Origin of the sequence: Polaribacter sp. AHE13PA (assembly GCF_019278505.1) — a bacterium.
GTDB lineage: Bacteria > Bacteroidota > Bacteroidia > Flavobacteriales > Flavobacteriaceae > Polaribacter.
Map to the genome: position 1 here is coordinate 4,036,656 of NZ_CP058985.1, position 19,145 is coordinate 4,055,800.

Below are 19,145 nucleotides of genomic sequence, written 5' to 3' on the forward strand. Positions count from 1 at the left end.
ATTTCTAGGTAAATAATAAACAGACTAAAATTAAAAGGAATATTTTAAAAGTAGCAACGGTTATGAAATAACCAGCGTGTATTTCTTTTTAAATCTAAATCAAAACTAATTATAATTTCATGAGAGCTTAGATTTTCTCCATAATTAGCAAGTCTATTATCATAAGAGTACCCAACTCTATACTTTTTATTGATAACTATAGCAAACAGAGCACTCATAGATTCTTTATAACGGTAAGATAAACCTGCTTCAATTATTTCTTTATAAATAAAATTAGCATTTAGATCTATAGAAACAGGTAGACTAGGCGTGTATTTTATAATCATTGAAGGTTTAAATTTTAATTCTTCAGACATTTCATAGATATATCCTGATGCTAAAAAGAAATTGTGATTGCTTATTCCAAAGCTTTCATCAAGGTTTTCTAAGGTTTTAAATTGTCTAGATTTTAAAATATTTGGAATGGATAATCCTATAAAAAAATCTTCAGTATAATACAATCCACCAAAACCAATATTGGGGTAACTTCCATCTGTAGAAGCATATATTTCATTATCTGGTGTTACACCTCCTGCATAGTTATTATTAAAAAAAGTAACGCCACCTTTTAAACCAAAAGAGAGTCTTTCGTAGCGAGATATAGGCAATGTATAAGAGACATCTAAATTTATATTAGTACTATTTGCTAAACCTAATTTATCGTTTATAACCGTTGCACCAAAACCTAAACCAGCTGCTGTTCTTCCGTTTATGGAAAACGTTTTGGTTTCTGGTGCTCCTTCTACACCAACCCATTGTTGACGAGATAATAACGAGATGCTTAAATCTGCTCTAGAACCAACAAACGCAGGATTTATTACCTGCATATTATACATGTATTGTGTATAATGTGGTGTCTGTTGTGCGTAATTAAATGTGCTAAAGAAAAGAAAAATTAAGACACGTGTAAAAAGCGTTTTATTTGTGATTTTTAAATTGTTTTGGGGGCTTTTTTGTATCATCTTATTAATTGGATAAAGCTTTTCTTAGGTTTTGTAACACCATCGTTATAATCTAAAGAGTAATAATAAATGCCTTCTGTAACAGGTTTTCCGTTGTTGGTACCGTCCCACCAAAGTGGATTTGCATTACCGTTATTTTTATAATCAAATACTTGACCTCCCCAACGGTCAAGTATCGTTATTCTAAAGTTTGGATACTCTTCAATTCCAGAGATTTCAAATACATCACTTTTTCCATCATCATTTGGCGAAAAAAGGTTTGGGTAATCATTGTCCTTTATGGTTCCAACACCATAAATTGTTGAAGAGTAGTTAGAAACACCTGTAGTTGTAATTTCTACCTCTAATAGCATTGTTTCTGTATCTTCGTTTATAGTATCATCTATGGTTTTTACATCTTGAGTAATAGATGTTTCAAATGCAGGTATATAAGCGATGGAAAATTCCGGATTATAGTCTTCTAAATCACTTGCTGTTTCATTAACCGTTTCTAAATTGAAGTTGATTGGTAAATAATTCTGCATTGGTTCTTCCGTATCTGGGTTTACCAATGAGACTGTAAAAGTTAAAGTACGCCCTTCAATAACAGTAACATTATCTATTATAACTTTAGGATCTGGGTTTATGTCTAAAATAGTACCTGTTTTAGTTAAATCTTGAGCGCCAATATGAGCAGAAGCTACAACACCAAAAACGTTTATAAATTCATCTGATTCGTTTATATTGTCTATAAAAGTAGGAATGTTAAAAGAACTTTCTGTATTTGCATTATTAGGGTCTGTGGTTCCATTAATGGTTAAAGATTTATAAAAACTTTGGTAATCTTCTGGGCTAATTGCAGTGTCGTCTGTTGTATGAATGTCTATGTAAATTGGTCGTGAAGATGGACGGCTTAAAATAACTTTATGTTCTAAATCATCTCCTTCATTACTTATAGAGTTATTCATGGTAATAGACGGTGCATCTTCATCATCTAAAAGAGTACCAATCCCATTTATTTCTGTATTAATGGTGTTGTTAGAAGTTATGTTACCTTTTAAAGTAAATAATTCATCTAGCTCATCAATATTGTCATCAAAAGAATTTACGGTAAACGTATTTGTATCTGTAAAAGGATCTATTGTTAAAGTTTTAGAGTTTACTTGTTTATAATCATAAGGAGCAATTGCTATATTGTATGTGTCTGTAGTTTCGGTACCATCTATTGTTGAAAAGCTAATGTTAATCGGTGATGCACTTTGAATTAATTTTGAGTGATCTGTCTTTTTAACTAACAAGATTGTGAATTCTAAATCTTCTCCTTCTATTACAGATACATTATCAATAAGTACAACAATGGCTATAATCTCTCTCCAGTCTCTTTCTGATGTGTCAGGGTCATCGTTGTTTGGGAAATCGGTAGGAACTTGACTGTTTGTTGGGTTTGCCAATGCAGTATTATTGTCATAAGCATCATCTAAACCATCATTATCACTGTCTATATTTAGTAGAGTAGTTTCTGCAATTCCATCATTATCTAAATCCCAAGCTTCAATAGCATCATCACGAATGTCATTATCAGAATTTAAATCAATATAATCAGGTTTACCATCACGATCTGTGTCTGTTGGAGTAATTCCGTTTGGATATGCAGTATCTATACCTAAAGCATTAATAACACCATTCGGTGCTTTGTAATTAGCAGTAGTTTGTCCTTCAATATTATCTACAATACCATCTCCATCAGCATCAATATCTATAAAGTCTTGATTGCCGTTGGTGTCTGTATTCGGAATAGTGTAATTAATTGAGGCATTGCTATTATCATTATTTTCTTTAGTGTTATCAAGTCCATTTTTACCGACTGGTTTATTGGTACGACCATTACGGTTTGTATCTACAGACTTATTTCCTGCTTCTACAATATCTAAAATTCCATCATTATCACTATCTAAATCTAAGTGATTAGGAACTCCATCATTATCAAAATCAAAAATATCTACAATACCATCGTTATTCGCATCAGCACCAAAATCGGTATCTCTGTAATTAGGTATAAAATCTTTGTCATGGTCATCTAAAGGATTTAATCCATTGTATTCATCAACATCTAGGATGGTGTCGTTATCATCATCAATATCAACAGCGTTAGAAATACCATCATTATCAGAATCTGTCGTGGCATTAACAGCTACAAAATCAGATGAGCTTATAATTTTATTTAATGGATCTGTTGCGGTAAATTTAGAAGTGTTATTGCCAATACAGTCTTCATAAAAAACAACTGTAAATTGAACAGTAATTGTTTCTCCTCGCATTAATATACCAGAAGTACCATCAAAAAAATTGATATCTGAAGTTCCGTTGTAATTAGGGTTTAAAATTGGGTCTTTTGTTGCTGTTGAGTTCTCTATAAAAGGAGTTGTCACAGAAACAATGTTACCAGAACAAATTTTATTTAAGTCGTCTTGTAGATTTAAGTTTTCTAACTGTACAATGTTACTATTGTTTTTGATGGTAAGTTGAAAGGTAACCTCATCATGTTCTAAAATACCATTAGGAATTTTATTAACTTCTGAAATTTCTTTCTCATTATTATTGGCAGAGCTAAATAATAATACCATATTAGAAGAAGCGCAACTGCATTGCATTGCAGATGTTACTGGTGCTGTAGACGAATTTGTTGGGTAATATCTATCTAAATGATTTCCTAAGCCATCAGACCAATTAACAAAAGAGAATTTTTTGTTGTTAGATGAAGTAGACTCATCTAGTCCGTCTAAATCTCCTTGGGTTTGTGAAAGGTTTAATTGATAAAAATTGTTAATTCCAGTGGAAGAGAAAGGTTCTGTTAAATAATAAACTTCTAAAATTACAGTTTCTCCAGGTTCAAGAGAATTATTTGGCATTAGTAATTTTGTGTTTGTTCCTCCGTTATAAGAATTGTTAACAGTAACATTAGGCCCTGAAACTTGAGTAACTTTAAGCTCTCTAAAAGCAATACCATTGCTTAAGAAATCGCCTAAACCCATGTTATAGTTAATATTATTAGCTGTAGCGGTACCTTCATTTGTTAAGATAACTCTGTTATTATAATCAAAAGTTCCGTCTGAATTTACATTAGGTCTTGAATCTGGCACATATAATCCACCAGCCACAATAGCTTCTGTAGTATGAAAATCTTCAAGTAAGATACTGTTAGCGTCGTTTCCTATTGTAGAGGTTACCTCTGCTACATGATTAAAATCGATTTCAGAACCAGAAGGAGTAGGGTTAGGTCTACCACCACAAAAAGGATTTACCGTTACGCAAAATTCAATATTTATAGATTGCCTTGGGTATAAAATAAAATTATCTATAGCATCTTTGTTAAAAAGAGAGTTTGATGTAGCGTTTAAAAAATCATTATTTACAGCATCTGTATTAAATTCGGTAGGGTACGGGTTGTCTACAAAATCTTGAACAGCAGTAGTATTAACCGTAACACCTTCTATTTGTTCTACACATCCATTGCCATAAATAGAGTTTAAGTCATTTGTTAAATCTATGTTTTTTATAAGGTTTTCTGCATGGTAATCTCTTGCAGTACTTTTATTTTTAAGCGTTAAACTATATTTTATCTTATATACTCCATCTACGGTGTAGCCTTGGTTACAGCTAGATATAGAGCTTATTTCTAATAAGTCGGTTATGTGTTCTACTGTTAAATATAAATTAGCTGAATCTGTAAAAGTTCCGTCAGAAATAATATATTTAATTACAGGAATATTCCCTGTATAGTTTTTAGTAGGGATAAAAGTATAGCTACCATCTGGTTTAAAAGAGATACTACCACCTGCAAAAATAGCTTTTTGATCTGTGCTGTAAGTTGTTCCGTTTATGATAAAATTGATAATCGATAATGAGTTGTTATCTTGATCACTGTCATTTATGAGTACACCAGGAGTATCTACATTTAAAGTAGTGTTTATGTTTGCTGTATCATAATCATCATTAGCATCTGGCGGGTATAAGTTAATAATTTTTACAGTTAAGTTAGCGGTACTTGTAAAACCTCCGTCTGAAACGGTATAGCTAATTGTAGGAATTTTGTTGTTATAATTAGCGGCAGGTATAAAAGAAAAACTACCATCTTCATTTATGGTAATAGATCCTTCAGTAAAATTTGCTTTTTCACCTGCATTATAACTTATAGTATCTATTTTAAATTCTGTAATGGATAAAAAACTGTCGTCTTTATCTGTGTCATTACTTAATATACCAGGCGCATCAATATTAAGAGTTGCGTTTGTTTCTGTTGAGTAATTGTCATTTTTAGGATCGGGCGCATATAGATTGTTAACTTTAATGCTCAGGTTAGCAGAAGCAGTATACGTGCCATCAGAAATTACATAGTTAATTGCAAGAGTAATATCATTATAATTAGTAGTAGGTGTAAAAAGAAAACTACCATTTGCATTTATAGTAATTGCTCCATCGGTTAAGTTAGCTGTGTCTCCTGCAGCATATGTGATACTATCTAATGTAAACGACGTAACCTCTAGATCATCGTCATCTATATCAGTGTCGTTACTTAATAAACCGGGAGTATCAATCCTTAATTCTGTATTAGATGTAGTGGTATAACTATCATCTTTTGCTACAGGTGCTGTTTGTGCAGAAGTAAATTGATAGAAAAATAAAAAGAATATAAGTATTTTATACGTATTGTATTTAGGGGGTATCATTTTTTGGGGGATTAAATGATTTTAATAAAAAAGTTTAAATATTGTTAGATAATTATACGGTTTTGAGTGAGGAATAATTTAGACCTAAATCTATTATATTAACATATAAGCTCAAAGATTTTATCTTTAAGGTAGTATTATTTTGGGCAGAAGCATTATCCTTATTTGATTCAGGGCCTGCTAGAGCAAACTGATTGAATAAGAAATAAAATAATATAAATAGTAGTAAAAGGGATACTACATATAATATAAATGTACTGTATTTGTTTTTTTTAGTAGATATCATTTTTGGGGGAATTAAATGATTATAATATTTCTATTAATTATTAGTATAAGTGTTTGTTGGATTATAACAGATAGGGTAACTCGAATAAAAACTAGTTACCAATTGAGGATTTTCATTTAGACCTATGTGATTAATAAGAATGTCTAGCTTGTTAATTTTTAATGTAGCGATTGTTTTAATGACGTAATTAACTGCTGTACCTACAGAAGTTGCAGTAGCAAACTGATAAGGAAACATGAGGAATACAAGTAGCTTGTATTTGTTTGTATTTAAGGGTATCATTTTTTTGGGGGATTAAATGATTATGTATTTCTAATAATATGTTGATAAATGTAGCTAAAAATATTTTAAACACAAGCTACTTTTAATTTTTAATTTTGCAAAATTATAAAATTATTATGAAAAACAACCTTTAATTTTGATTTAAAAGCTAATTAAGTGTTTGTAAATTAGCTCATTGACCCCAAAGTATTCTGATGGCTACAAAAACAGCAATAACAATTGCGCCGTAAATAAGTACTTTTTTACCCGTTCCTTTATAATAACGTTCGTGGTTTTTTATGTCTTTTCTATAACTGTAAATCATTAGAGCTACAAAAGAAATGAAAAATAAAGTCATAAAAATAATTCTTCCTGTTGTAAAATAAGCACTTAAAAACATAATTTGTATTCTTTAAAAGTTGTGGATTAATGGTAAACAAGAAGCTTTTATTTTATCAGAAAGTTTATATATATTGTCTAACTAAAATTAATAAAATTCTATTCTGCAAAATTACAAATTAAATGAAGAATGTCCTCGTTTTTGGTATAACTTCTAAAATTGAATCTTATTAACTAAAAAAAAAATAATAATTTAAATAAAACAGAGTATATAATGAAAAATAAAATAGCAGCAGTAACTGAATTCCACACCGCTTTTAAATTAAATATGAATCAAAAGCCAATTGCAAATATTGGTAAAGATAGAAACACGCTTCGTTTTAATTTAATGAAAGAAGAAAATGAAGAATATTTAGAGGCAGCAGAAAATAATGATTTGGTTGAGGTTGCAGATGCTTTAGGTGATATGCTGTATATTTTATGTGGCACAATTATAGAACACGGAATGCAAGATAAAATTGAAGAGGTTTTTAATGAAATTCAGCGTAGTAACATGAGTAAATTAGGGGCAGACGGTAAACCTATTTACAGAGAAGATGGTAAAGTTTTAAAAGGACCTAATTACTTTAAACCAAATATTGGCGATATTTTAGATAAATAGACAATTATAATAAGTGAAATTTGTATCGAGAACCAATGGTAGTTTCTTAATTTGTTCTCGATACAAGTTTTTAATAAAAAGAACTTGTATCGCATTATAAGAGTGATTTAAACTTTATAATGTAGACAAGATAAATTGTTATAAATATCTATTGTACCAGCTTTCTTCAAGAGGAATTTCCCAATTGTTATCAAAGTCCACTTTTGTAGTTATTAAATTATCAAAAATGATGCTTTTTGCTGTTACAGCTTTATTTTTAAGTAGTTTTTTAAAGTCTTTTAAATCTTTATATTGTACATACTCTCCTTGTTTAAAACAAGCATTCATTTTGTCTAACAACTCTACTTCATATTCTTGTTGTAGTCCTAAGATAAAAGAAACAGAAGCATCTATGTCTGAGTTTGTTAACGTTGAATTTTCATCATCTGCAAATAGCACAATAAAACGATTGTATAAAAATTGGTAGGAAGCTTTAAAGTTTTCATCGTCAGATTTCCAGTTTTCTAGAAAGTCTTTTACTTTACTTTCAATTCCTTCAATTTCATTCGGGTAAAATTTTCTACTAGAAGGGTACACCCAAACTTTTGCTTCTTCGGTAATTGTGGAATAATCTACAAACATTTATATATAATTTTCGGTGCAAATATACAGAAAAGAAAAACCGTAAATCAATTTATTAATTTACGGTTTTAAATTTATTTTTTATTTTTTTTATACTTCTTTTGCAAGTGTATTTGTAAAAAGTTGTATAAAGTCGTCTTGTATGTTTTGTCCCTTGTTTTTGTTATACCAAACCTGTAAATCTTCTTTAAATTGTGCATCTATTACACCATGTTTGGCTTTGTAATCTGTAACCATTTTTGTAGCTTCACTAGGTCTAGGTCCCCAAGTGTTAATTACATTATTGTCTTTATCTAGAGCAACTAATTTAGGGATTGATTTTCCTCCATTTGTTAAAAATAGGTTCATTAAATCTTCATGTTCATCTCTTAAAACTAATTTAAGATTAATAAGACTATTTGTTGCTGCAATTTTATTTATAACAGGTAAGTTTTGAGCAGCATCTCCACACCAACCTTCTGTAATAAGCAGCCAAGTTTGAGGTTCAGTAATTTCTTGCATTTTGGTAATGGTTGCTTCAGAAATTTTTATGGTTTTATCTAAACGCTTCATTCTTCTGTCGTTTAACATACTGTAATTTGTTAAATCTTCAGATTGTTGAGTTCCTGTCGCTTTTCCTTCAGCTAATAAACTACTTACTAAATCTCTATATTCTTTATAAGATAATGTGTCTTGTAAACTTTTTTCAATAATTTTTTTCATCTCCTAATATTTTATACAAAGGTATTTTTAATGATTAAAAAAAAATGTAACCTTTGTTACAAACTTCTTGTTTTTTATTAATAGTGTAGACGAAATAAAATGGATAGCTTACATTTTAATTTTATGGTTAAAAAAAAAGACTTTTGTTACAATTTCCTTAAATAAATAAGAGATGTTTTTAAAATGCTTATTTTTACCACTTATTATAAAAAATCGTGAAACAAATTATTTACTTATTGCTGTCTGTTATTTTATTTTCTTGTGGTAATAATAAGAAAGAAACTGTTAGTACGCTTCAAGAAACACCAAAATTAAGTACTCCCGTAAAGCATATTTCTCTAGAAGGTGTTAAAGCTATTTATGAGCCAGAAATAGAAAATTGGCAAGAACTAAAAACGGTAAATTCTTTTCTAAAGAAATTTGAAAAAGTATCGCCTAACGAAGCTTTAAGTAATGCGTTAGAATTAAGAGATTTGGTTATCAGTTTAAAAGACAGTGTAAAGCCAGAAATTTTCGACACTCCTCCTTTTGAAACAAGAATTAACGTTTTGCACAATGAGGTGTTGCGTTTGGCAGATCTTACTTTTATACCCGCAATTACCTCCGAAGAAGTTAATTTACAGGTAGATAAAACAATAGCCGCTTTTTCTACTGTAAACTCTAAGATAAATAGCATACTTGCTAAAAAGCGTTTTGAAGAAGAAATAAATATCGACTTCGATTTCATAGGTATAGATTCTACGCAAATGGATAGTATTTCTAAGAAATCTATTAATTTAAAAAAATTGGAACAAGATTCAATAAGTAAAGAAAGGAATGCAGTACAAAGAAAAGAATTTAACGAGATTTCTCCAGAAAATCAAGTTTTTTTAAAGAAAGAATAGGCAATGAAAAACGGTTTTTTAATCTTAGTGATAGTTGTTTTATTTTTTAATTGTAACGTTAAAAAAGATATTGAAAATACTCCTACAATTGTATCGATAAAAACCAATGCGAATACTTTGCTAGATGAGTGGCACCAAGCGGCTTCAGAAGCAAATTATGAAGGTTATTTTGCTAAGATGGACAGTCTTTCGGTTTTTATTGGCACAGATGCAACTGAAAACTGGAGTAAAACACAATTTCAAAAATTTAGCAAACCTTTTTTTGATAAAGGCAAAGCGTGGTCTTTTAAACCTTTAGAAAGAAATGTTTATGTAAACGAAGCTAAAGATTTTGTTTGGTTCGATGAGTTATTAACAACTTGGATGGGAACTTGTAGAGGTTCTGGAGTCTTAGAGAAGAAGCAAAACGTTTGGAAAATTAAACACTATGTATTGTCTGTAGAAATACCAAATAACGATATACAAGCCGTTATTTTAGCAAAGAAAAAAAGTGATTCTATCTTTTTAAGTACAATTAACAAGTAATATTAGAAGCTATTTCCTGCTTTACTCTATATCTTTTTGCCGAAAAAGCAAAAAGGATGCCGTTTCAATCAGGGCTAAAATTGTTTGTAAGCAGTTAGCTATTAATAGGTTTTGCAGTGCTGTTTTATTCTTTAGAATGCTATTTATTTGTAGCGCATAGAAACCTTTAAGTAACTACTTCGGCAACAACTTTATAAATCAACTCGCTTTCAAAACCTTTTCGCATTAAAAAACCAATTAATTTTTGTTTTCGTTTATAAATATCAGATTCAGAAATTACTTCATTTCTGTTTTCTGTAATTCTATAAATAGTTTGTACGTACTCTTTTTCATCAATTTCTTTTAAAGCTGTTTTAATGTTGTAAGCAGAAATATCTCTAAATTTTAATTCTCTAACAATACGTTGTTTTCCCCAAGATTTAATTCTGAATTTTCCGCGTGCAAAACTTTTAGCAAAACGTTCTTCATTTAAAAAGTTATCTTTCATCAAACTTAATAAGATCATTTCTCTAGCTTCAGGAATCAGCTTGTATTCATGCATTTTCTGCTCTACTTCTTTGTGGCATCTATCTTGGTAAACGCAGTAGTTTTCTAGCTTACGTTTTAATTCATCAACCGTAAAGGACTTCTTTTTTATCATTAGTTCGAAAATACAAAAAGAGATGAAATTATATGAATTTCATCTCTTTTTTATAAAAAAATATGTTTAAAATTTAGATTTGATTTTTTTCATCAATTCTTTTATTTTCAATAATCACTTCTTGAGAAACCATTTCGTTTGAAGTTGTTTTGGTTCTAATCCACATTTTAAATAAGGTTACTAAGTAGAATAAAACAGGCACCACAATTAGTGTTAAAAAGGTTGCTATTAATAAACCATAAATAACGGTCCAAGCTAAAGGTCCCCAGAAAACAACGTTATCTCCACCCATATAAATATGTGGGTTGTATTCTGTAAACAAACTAAAGAAGTTTATATTTAATCCAATTGCTAAAGGAATTAATCCTAAAATGGTGGTAATTGCTGTTAATAAAACAGGTCTTAAACGCGCTCTACCAGCATTTACAATTGCTTCGAATAACATTTGTTTGTCTAAATAATCTTCGTGGTCTATTTCTAATTCACCTTTCTTTCTATCAATTAACAATTGTGCATAATCTAACAGTACAACTCCATTGTTTACTACAATACCGGCTAATGAGATAATTCCCATCATGGTCATCATAATAACAAAAGAACTACCAGAAATAACGATTCCTCCAAAAACTCCAATAAAGCTTAAGAAAATTGCCAACATGATAATTCCTGGTTTAGAAACCGAGTTGAATTGGAAAATTAAAATGAAGAAAATTAAAGCCAATCCAGTAAAGAAAGCACCCACTAAGAATAACATTTGTTTGTTTTGTTCTTCTAACTGACCTGTATAATCAATCTTTATTCCTTTAGGTAAATCTTTAAAGTTTTTCATTTCTTCTCTAATTTTACCAACCACGGCTCCAGCATCCGTTTCTCCAGGAGACAATGCAGAATAAACGGTAACAAGTCTTTTTATATCTTTGTGCTTAATAGCACTAAAACCAGAATTGTTAGATTGTGTTGCTACAGTAGAAACCGGAATCTCCTTTATTTTACCAGAAGCCATATCTCTAAAGATAATATTCTGATTAAAAATAGCACTCTTATTATATCTGTCTTCTTTGTTAAAACGAACGTAGATATCATAATCGTCTCCATCTTCTTTGTAAACACCTGCTTTGTTTCCAAAAATAGAAGCTCTTAATTGTTGCCCAACCTGTCCTGTAGAAACGCCTAATTCACCCGCTTTTTTACGGTCTACGATAACCTCCATTCCTGGTTTGTCTCGGTTTACATCAATCTTTAATTCATCTATACCAGAAATACTTTTTGTGTTGATAAAATCTCGCATTCTTTGTGCTACATGAATTAATTCTGCATAATCATCACCTTCAATTTCAATATTAATTGGAGATCCTGCAGGTGGTCCATTTGCATCTTTTTCAACAGAAATTAAAACTCCAGGATAAATACCAACCAATGCAGTTTGTACTTTCTGACGCATTAACTCACTATCTAAGCCTCTTCTATATTTGTATTCTCTCATAGAAGCGGTTACTTTTCCTTTGTGAGGCATTTCTGCAGCAGAACCACCATCGGTCTGTGGGTTTCCTGCACCTTCACCAACTTGAGAAATTAAACTTTCTACCATAAAATTGTAGTCGCCATCCATATACTCATCAGCATATAAAACGCCTTCTACCTTCTCTTCAATTTGTTTTGTAATAGCATTTGTTTTTTGAATATCTGTTCCTTCAGGGTATTCTATATAAACAATTATTTGATTTGGCTTATTGTCAGGGAAAAATTCAACCTTAGTTCTTTGAGTACCTAAAGACCAACCAAAAGCAATAAATGAAGCAAATAAAAGAATAGTGGTACCAATTACTAAAAAGTAAGGAGTTTTACCTCTTAAAGAAAAACGCAAACTACTTTCGTACCATCTTTCTAAAACTGGCAATACTTTGGTTTGAAAACTATTAGCCCATCCTCTTAAGAATAAACGATACACCCAAAGCATTACTGCTACAAAAATCATTAATGCACCAATGGCACTGTAAGTTCCGCCTGCAATTAAGATTAAGATCCCTATTACTGCCATAACACCTGTTACGATTGCAATCTTTTTAATAGGCATGTCTACATCTTCTACACTCATAAATTGAGAAACCAATACAGAGTTAAAGAATATTGCCACTAATAATGATGAACCTAAAACGGTAGATAATGTAATTGGTAATAAAACCATAAAATCTCCCATTACACCAGGCCAAAGACCTAAAGGTATAAATGCGGCAACGGTTGTTGCAGTAGAAATGATAATAGGAAATGCAATTTCGCTAATTCCTTTTTTAGCAGCATCAATTCTATTCATGCCTTCTTCGTCCATTAAACGATATACGTTTTCGACGACGACAATTCCATTATCTACCAGCATTCCCAGTCCCATAATTAATCCGAAAAGAATCATGGTGTTCATGGTGTAACCTAACAAGTTTAAAATCATTAAAGACATAAACATAGACATTGGTATGGCAAAACCAACAAATACTGCATTTTTAAATCCTAAGAAAAACATTAAAACAGTTACCACTAAAATAACCCCGAAAATAATGTTGTTTACTAAATCGTCTACCTGACCGATGGTTTTGTTAGATTGATCGTTGGTAATGGTAACACTTAAATCACGAGGGAAATAATTATCAATAGCATCGCTTACAATTACTTGTATTTGCTCTGAAGCTGCAACCATATTTTCTCCAGCACGTTTTTTAACATCTAACATTACAACCTCTTGTCCTCTTTCTCTGGCAAATGTTGTTTTGTCTTTGTCTTTAAAAGAAACGGTTGCTACGTCTTTTAAATATATAGGATTGTCGAATTCAGATTTTATTACAAAATTCTCTAAATCATTTGGTTTGTCAATTTCACCAATAATTCTTACCGTTCTTCTTTGTCCAGAGGTAATAAAATTACCAGCAGACATGGTTACGTTTCCATTGCTAATTGCAGAAGTTATGTCGTTAAAACTAACTTTTGCAGCCATCATTTTATATATATCTACAGCAACTTCTACTTCTTTTTCTTGAGCACCTCTAATATCAGCTTTTTTAATTTCAGCTAAATCCTCAATATCATCTTGTAAATATTCTGCAAATTCTTTTAATTTATGAACAGGGTAGTCTCCAGAAATATTAATATTTAAGATGGCTATTTCTTCAGACATACTTAAATTAAATACATTAGGCTCTACTTTAGCATCATTAAAAGTAGGCCAATCTTCACTAGATGTTTCTGTAGAAAGCTCGTCTTTAACCTTTTGTTTAGCTAGTTCTACGGTAATGTTTTCATCAAACTCAACAATTACCATAGAGTAATCTTCTTGAGAGGTTGAGGTAACTTCTACCACATTACTAATGGTTTTTACTTTATCTTCTATCGGGTCTGTAATTAGTTTTTCTATATCTTCTGCAGTGTTACCAGGGTAAGCAGTACTAATATATATCTTGGTTTCTTTAACTTCAGGGAAATTCTCTCTGGCCATACTTAAGTAAGCAGAAATACCGTAGAAAAATAAAACTCCCATTAGTACGTAAACAGTAGTTTTATTGTGAATTGCCCAAGCGGATAACTTAAACTCTTTATCGACTTGTTTTTTTTGTTTTGTCATCGTTATTTTTTTTATTTATTGATAACTTTAACTACTTGTCCATTATTTACACTTCTCGCACCTTCATCAATAATTTCTGTGCCTGCAGGTAAGTTTTCTAAAACTTCGATGAAATTTCCTTGTGTTTTACCTGTTTTTATAATAACTCTTTCTGCAGTTGCTTCGTTGTTGGATTTTTTATTTTTAATGGTATATATAAATTGTTCTCCATTTGCATTTTCAGAAATAATACTTTGCGGAATTAAAATAGCATTTGCATCTGTATAATCATTAACTTGAAGTTTTGCTGTTAAATTTGGCTTTACATTTCCGCTTTTATTTTCAACAGGAACTTCAATTCTAAAAGATCTATTATTTGGGTTGATAAAACTACCAACTTGTCTTACTTTACTGTCTACACTTGTACCAAGTACAGGGAATTCTATTTTTACTTCTTTATTTTTTTGAATACTTGTTATGTATCTTTCTGGCACTTCTGCTTCTACATACATATTATCTAAGTTTACAATTCTAAAAATTTCTGAACCTTGCCCAGGAGCAATTACGGTTCCAGCTTCTTTCATAACATCATCTATAACTCCAGAAAATGGCGCTCTAATAGATGCTTTGTTTTGTTGACTTTTTAGTTGCTTTAAAGAGTTTCTTTGAGATTCATAATTTGTTTTAGTTTGTAAAAACTGAATTTCCGACCCTATTTTTTGTTCCCATAAACGTTTTTGACGTTCAAATGTAGTTTTTGCTAATTGCGTAGTTGCTTCTAATTGTGCAACCTGATTGCCTATACCACCATCATCTATAGTTGCTAATAATTGTCCTTTAGAAACTTTCTGACCTTCTTTAACATAAACTTTTTGTAGAATTCCAGGCATTTCTGGGTAAATTAAAATGTTTTGTTTGGTCTTTACACTTCCTTGTATTTCTAAATAATGTTTAAAAACGGCCTCTTTTGCTGTAAAAGTGGTAATTAAAGGAAGTTTCTTAAGCGTGTCTTTTTTAGCAATTGCATTATTTATAGCTTCTAAATCTGCATTTATAGTTTCTAAATTTGCTGTAATTTCTTTCTTTTTAGCGGTTAATTCTTTTAAATCTCCAACAGAAATGATGGCTGCAACTGATGTTGGTTTTTTTTCTCCACAAGATATTAAAACAAGTGTAAATGCTAATAATGTATATATTTTTCTCATGCCTATTTATTGTTTAATTGGGGTGTTTAGTGCGTTTTCTAATGCTGCTTTACTAGCAATTACATCTAACATAGATTGTATGTATGATTGTTGTTGTGAGTATAGTTGGTTTTGTGCTTGTAGTAAATCGAAACTAGTAGAAATTCCTTCAAAAAACTTAATTCTTTGTTTCTTTTCTATTCTTTCTGCTAAACCAACATTCTTTTTAGCAGTATTATAGTTTTCAATACTTAGTTGATACTCGCTTTTTGCTTTTTCAGCTAATAATTCTAAACGTTGTTTGGTTTCTTCTAGCTTAATATCTGCTGTTTCTAAAGCAATTTTTGCTTGCTTTGTTTTAGAACTTCTTCCTAAACTACTAAAAATAGGTATGTTTAAGCTGACTCCTAAAAGAGAAGATTCAAACCATTTCTGATCATTATCAAAGAAAGTAAAATTGTTTGAATAACCAGAATATCCGTAGTTTACAAAAGCTGATAAGCTAGGTAGTGCTTTACTTTGTTCTAAGCGAACTAATAAACGTTTAGATTCTCTATCGTTCTCTGCTATTTTAAAATCGATATGATTAGAGAAGCTAAAATCTTCTGAAACTAAACTTAAGTTAATGTTGCTTTCGGTTAATGAATCTAAAGAATCTGTTAGCGTAAGTTCTGTTTCAATTGCAGCTCCTAAAGAAAGGTTTAGCATTTTATAAGCTATAACTTTCATTCGCTTTACACTGTTTAGTTGACTTTTTAAGTTTCCTAAAGTAATTTCTAGTTGTTCGACGTCTTCTTCTTCATTAAATCCGTTTTCATAGATTTGTTTTGCATCACTTAAATTTTTCTCAAGAATTTTAATGTTTCCTTCTAAAATTGTAATACTATTTTCTGCGACTAATACGTTTCCGTATGCATTTATAACAGTTTCTCTAGTTAAAAGTTCTGTTTTTTCGTTTGCTTGTTTAGAAATTTTTAAATAGGTCTTAGAGGCCTGTAACCCTACTAAATAAGAACCATCGAAAATTAATTGATTTAGAGTTACAAAACCGGTTAAGCTTTGTTTTGTTCCAAAAACCAATTCATCCTCAGTTCCGTCTCCATCAATATCAATTAAACTTACTTGTTGTTTTATCCAATTTTGATAATCTACTGCGGCGCTAATTTGAGGTAAACCCGTTGCGGTTGTTTCCCATACTTTTTCATTTGCAGATTTAATATCATTTTTAGAAGCCTTTGTATTGTAACTATTGTCAATAGCAAAATCTATAGCTTCTTTTAATGATAAAGTCATTGTTTTTTCTTGTGCATTGGCAATAAAGAAAAAACAGGTACTTATGCATACCAGAATTATTTTTTTCATGTGGTTTTTATTTCTGTTTTAATTGGTTTTCTAATTGATGTATTCCTTTAATTGTACAAATTCCTCGTAAATGGTATTCTAAAAAATAATTCATTAAAGTGTTCATAGAATAATCTGTTAATGGAAATAAATCTTTATCCTTTAAGCCTATTATTCCGTTAAAATATATTCTAGATACAAACTCTAAGTTTATAGATTCTCTATATAAGCCAATTTCTATACCTTTTTTTAAATTGGCAATAACGCAATCTTGCATTACATGAAATTGCTTTTGCTTTAAAGAAGCATAAATTTTAGGGTAGTATTTTTGAAGTTGATATATAGGTGAAGATTTTTCATCTTTTAAATTGTTTAAAACTACTCTTTTTATCGAGAAAAGTTCATCAATCGGGTTTAGATTTAATTCACATATACCATTTATGCCAGAACAGATCACGTTAAACATATGGTGTGTAACAGCGTTTATAAGTTCTGTTTTGTTTTTAAAATACTTATAGATCGTCTTTTTAGAGACGCCTAAAGCACTGGCAATTTCGTCCATGGTAACACTCTTAAAGCCTAGGTTTAAGAAGAGTTCATTTGATTTTTCTAATATTTTATCTCTCATAATTCGGGTGCAAATGTACGAACGGAAACTTTAGAAACCAATTTAGTTTCCAAAGTTTTAATTATTTTTTAACATTGGAATTATAAAGTGAAATTTCTTTACGTTATTTTTACAAAAAATTACAGATTTGGAGATTTTACATTATCAAAAAGATTTTATCAATTATTTAGAATCTAAAAAGTGGGTTAGTGAACCTAGAAATTTATATGAGCCTATAGATTATATCCTAAAATTAGGAGGTAAAAGAATGCGACCAATTTTAACATTAATGGCCGCAGATATTTTTTCAGGAGGATATGAAAAGGCTATGCCAGCAGCATTGGCTGTTGAAGTTTTTCATAATTTCACTTTAATTCATGATGATATAATGGATGATGCTCCTCTTAGAAGAGGGAAAGCTACGGTTCATGAAAAGTGGGATTTGAATACAGGTATTCTTTCTGGAGATGCTATGCTGATATTAGCCTATCAGTATTTTGAGAATTATGAGCCTGTTGTTTTTCAGAAATTAGCAAAATTATTTAGTAAAACAGCTTTAGAAGTTTGTGATGGACAGCAATTAGATGTCGATTTTGAAACTAGAAATGATGTAACTATTGATGAATATATAAATATGATTCGGTTAAAAACATCTGTTTTGGTAGCAGCCGCATTAAAGATGGGGGCAATTGTTGTTGAAACAAATGAAGAAAATGCAGACTTAATATATGACTTTGGTTTAAATTTAGGTTTGGCCTTTCAGTTACAAGATGATTACTTAGATACTTTTGGAGATCCTAAAACATTTGGGAAACAAATAGGAGGGGACATTATAGAAAATAAGAAGACTTTCTTATATTTAAAATCATTAGAGATTGCATCTCAGGAAGATAAAAATAAATTAAGTGTTTTTTACAATCAAAATTTAACCGAGAATTCTTTAAAAATTAAAGAAGTAACTCAAATTTTTGATAAAAATGATATCCCTGCTTTAGTAAAAGAACAGATTAAGAATTATACAGAGAAGGCGTTTGATACTTTAAACACTATGGATGTGTCAGAAAAAAACAAGAAAAGTTTAAAGAATTTTGGACTTTGGCTAATGAATAGAACGGTTTAGAAAAAAAACTAATATTTTATTTAATAATGTAATAAAAAGTATTACATTTGCAGCCAATTATTTGGTCCCATAGCTCAGCTGGTTAGAGCATCTGACTCATAATCAGAGGGTCCTTGGTTCGAGCCCAAGTGGGACCACCATTAATAGCAGGCCTTTACAGAAATGTAGAGGCTTTTTTTTGTTTAATTTTTCATGTCGTTTGCACATTGACTATAATATTCCTTTGTATTACAAATTTAAAACTAATGTAAGTTATCAAATTGTTTTCAGAAGATTCTATAAAGAATATTTAGTATATAGAAATAAATGATATAACCCAATAGAGGACGTTTTATGTTTTAGAATAAAAGATTCTTTCTTATTCTAAAACATATTAAAGTGGCATGCTGAAGACAGTATAGGTCTATTACTGTTTCTGATTTATTTTAAATATCTAAGAAATATAGAAAAGAAAAATTTATTAGTTTAGATTGATAACACTATTCCATTTCATTTTTTTTAATTGATAAACGTTGCAACTTTCGAACTTAAAAATAAAATCCGAGTACAATTTACGTAAGAGTGTAGAGTGCGCAGACTAATTGCTATTTAGTGTTTCTGTAAACAAACACGAATTTAGTTATTTATTTGATAGTAAAATTAAGAATACAATAAATGCTGTTAGAAGTGCTAGACAATGGT

The 19,145-nt window shown here is 30.3% G+C and carries 15 protein-coding genes and 1 tRNA gene; 5 read left to right on the plus strand and 11 right to left on the minus strand.

The annotated features are described in order from the left end of the window. Positions 1-44: 44 nt before the first annotated feature. The 4 genes from H0I28_RS17050 to H0I28_RS17065 all read right to left on the minus strand — a co-directional run bounded on the left by H0I28_RS17050 (position 45) and on the right by H0I28_RS17065 (position 6,654). Positions 45-1,001 (minus strand): type IX secretion system membrane protein PorP/SprF, encoded by a 957-nt coding sequence (locus H0I28_RS17050; RefSeq protein WP_218759892.1) that lies wholly within the window; start codon positions 999-1,001, stop codon positions 45-47. Continuing rightward, positions 998-5,707 (minus strand): cadherin-like domain-containing protein, encoded by a 4,710-nt coding sequence (locus H0I28_RS17055; protein WP_218759894.1) that lies wholly within the window; start codon positions 5,705-5,707, stop codon positions 998-1,000. The genes H0I28_RS17050 and H0I28_RS17055 overlap by 4 nt, the downstream gene beginning before the upstream one ends. Before the next feature lie 319 nt (positions 5,708-6,026). Further along, positions 6,027-6,275, minus strand: a complete 249-nt coding sequence (locus tag H0I28_RS17060) for a hypothetical protein (protein ID WP_218759896.1) — start codon at positions 6,273-6,275, stop codon at positions 6,027-6,029. A 172-nt stretch (positions 6,276-6,447) separates the two neighbouring features. Further along, positions 6,448-6,654, minus strand: a complete 207-nt coding sequence (locus H0I28_RS17065; RefSeq protein WP_218732591.1) for a hypothetical protein — start codon at positions 6,652-6,654, stop codon at positions 6,448-6,450. A gap of 213 nt (positions 6,655-6,867) precedes the next feature. Here H0I28_RS17065 and H0I28_RS17070 point away from each other — a divergent pair, with 213 nt between their 5' ends. After that, positions 6,868-7,254 (plus strand): nucleoside triphosphate pyrophosphohydrolase family protein, encoded by a 387-nt coding sequence (locus H0I28_RS17070; protein ID WP_208890263.1) that lies wholly within the window; start codon positions 6,868-6,870, stop codon positions 7,252-7,254. A gap of 138 nt (positions 7,255-7,392) precedes the next feature. Here H0I28_RS17070 and H0I28_RS17075 read toward each other — a convergent pair whose 3' ends face one another. Both H0I28_RS17075 and H0I28_RS17080 read right to left on the minus strand, forming a co-directional pair. Next, positions 7,393-7,875: an ABC transporter ATPase gene (locus H0I28_RS17075; RefSeq protein WP_218752137.1), complete on the minus strand. Its 483-nt coding sequence runs from the start codon at positions 7,873-7,875 to the stop codon at positions 7,393-7,395. A gap of 90 nt (positions 7,876-7,965) precedes the next feature. Then, complete coding sequence (locus H0I28_RS17080; protein WP_218759897.1) at positions 7,966-8,577, minus strand: thioredoxin family protein; 612 nt, start codon at positions 8,575-8,577, stop codon at positions 7,966-7,968. A gap of 215 nt (positions 8,578-8,792) precedes the next feature. Between H0I28_RS17080 and H0I28_RS17085 the strand changes: the two genes are divergently transcribed. Both H0I28_RS17085 and H0I28_RS17090 read left to right on the plus strand, forming a co-directional pair. Beyond that, positions 8,793-9,461 (plus strand): hypothetical protein, encoded by a 669-nt coding sequence (locus H0I28_RS17085; protein ID WP_218759898.1) that lies wholly within the window; start codon positions 8,793-8,795, stop codon positions 9,459-9,461. 3 nt (positions 9,462-9,464) lie between these two features. Next, positions 9,465-9,986, plus strand: a complete 522-nt coding sequence (locus tag H0I28_RS17090; protein WP_218759899.1) for a nuclear transport factor 2 family protein — start codon at positions 9,465-9,467, stop codon at positions 9,984-9,986. A gap of 166 nt (positions 9,987-10,152) precedes the next feature. Here H0I28_RS17090 and H0I28_RS17095 read toward each other — a convergent pair whose 3' ends face one another. From H0I28_RS17095 to H0I28_RS17115, 5 genes are all read right to left on the minus strand, one after another. Beyond that, positions 10,153-10,626, minus strand: coding sequence for a regulatory protein RecX (locus H0I28_RS17095; protein ID WP_254712808.1), 474 nt, complete (start codon positions 10,624-10,626; stop codon positions 10,153-10,155). Between the two features lie 73 nt (positions 10,627-10,699). Beyond that, on the minus strand, positions 10,700-14,233 hold the full coding sequence (locus tag H0I28_RS17100; protein ID WP_218759900.1) for an efflux RND transporter permease subunit: 3,534 nt from the start codon (positions 14,231-14,233) through the stop codon (positions 10,700-10,702). A gap of 11 nt (positions 14,234-14,244) precedes the next feature. Beyond that, on the minus strand, positions 14,245-15,417 hold the full coding sequence (locus H0I28_RS17105; RefSeq protein ID WP_218759901.1) for an efflux RND transporter periplasmic adaptor subunit: 1,173 nt from the start codon (positions 15,415-15,417) through the stop codon (positions 14,245-14,247). Positions 15,418-15,423: 6 nt separating this feature from the next. Continuing rightward, positions 15,424-16,758, minus strand: a complete 1,335-nt coding sequence (locus H0I28_RS17110) for a TolC family protein (protein WP_218752144.1) — start codon at positions 16,756-16,758, stop codon at positions 15,424-15,426. Positions 16,759-16,765: 7 nt separating this feature from the next. Continuing rightward, entirely contained in the window at positions 16,766-17,365 is a 600-nt protein-coding gene (locus tag H0I28_RS17115; RefSeq protein WP_218732600.1) for a TetR/AcrR family transcriptional regulator, read from the minus strand. Positions 17,366-17,492: 127 nt separating this feature from the next. On the opposite strand from H0I28_RS17115, the gene H0I28_RS17120 reads away from it, so the two are divergent. Then, positions 17,493-18,464: a polyprenyl synthetase family protein gene (locus H0I28_RS17120; protein WP_218732601.1), complete on the plus strand. Its 972-nt coding sequence runs from the start codon at positions 17,493-17,495 to the stop codon at positions 18,462-18,464. Between the two features lie 63 nt (positions 18,465-18,527). Then, positions 18,528-18,604, plus strand: a tRNA-Ile gene (locus tag H0I28_RS17125). Positions 18,605-19,145: the final 541 nt, after the last annotated feature.

Coding starts and splice junctions, on each gene's coding strand:
- H0I28_RS17050 (WP_218759892.1), bottom strand. CDS start 1,001: ATGATACAAAAAAGCCCCCAAAACAATTTAAAAATCACAAATAAAACG.
- H0I28_RS17055 (WP_218759894.1), bottom strand. CDS start 5,707: ATGATACCCCCTAAATACAATACGTATAAAATACTTATATTCTTTTTA.
- H0I28_RS17060 (WP_218759896.1), bottom strand. CDS start 6,275: ATGATACCCTTAAATACAAACAAATACAAGCTACTTGTATTCCTCATG.
- H0I28_RS17065 (WP_218732591.1), bottom strand. CDS start 6,654: ATGTTTTTAAGTGCTTATTTTACAACAGGAAGAATTATTTTTATGACT.
- H0I28_RS17070 (WP_208890263.1), top strand. CDS start 6,868: ATGAAAAATAAAATAGCAGCAGTAACTGAATTCCACACCGCTTTTAAA.
- H0I28_RS17075 (WP_218752137.1), bottom strand. CDS start 7,875: ATGTTTGTAGATTATTCCACAATTACCGAAGAAGCAAAAGTTTGGGTG.
- H0I28_RS17080 (WP_218759897.1), bottom strand. CDS start 8,577: ATGAAAAAAATTATTGAAAAAAGTTTACAAGACACATTATCTTATAAA.
- H0I28_RS17090 (WP_218759899.1), top strand. CDS start 9,465: ATGAAAAACGGTTTTTTAATCTTAGTGATAGTTGTTTTATTTTTTAAT.
- H0I28_RS17095 (WP_254712808.1), bottom strand. CDS start 10,626: ATGATAAAAAAGAAGTCCTTTACGGTTGATGAATTAAAACGTAAGCTA.
- H0I28_RS17100 (WP_218759900.1), bottom strand. CDS start 14,233: ATGACAAAACAAAAAAAACAAGTCGATAAAGAGTTTAAGTTATCCGCT.
- H0I28_RS17105 (WP_218759901.1), bottom strand. CDS start 15,417: ATGAGAAAAATATATACATTATTAGCATTTACACTTGTTTTAATATCT.
- H0I28_RS17110 (WP_218752144.1), bottom strand. CDS start 16,758: ATGAAAAAAATAATTCTGGTATGCATAAGTACCTGTTTTTTCTTTATT.
- H0I28_RS17115 (WP_218732600.1), bottom strand. CDS start 17,365: ATGAGAGATAAAATATTAGAAAAATCAAATGAACTCTTCTTAAACCTA.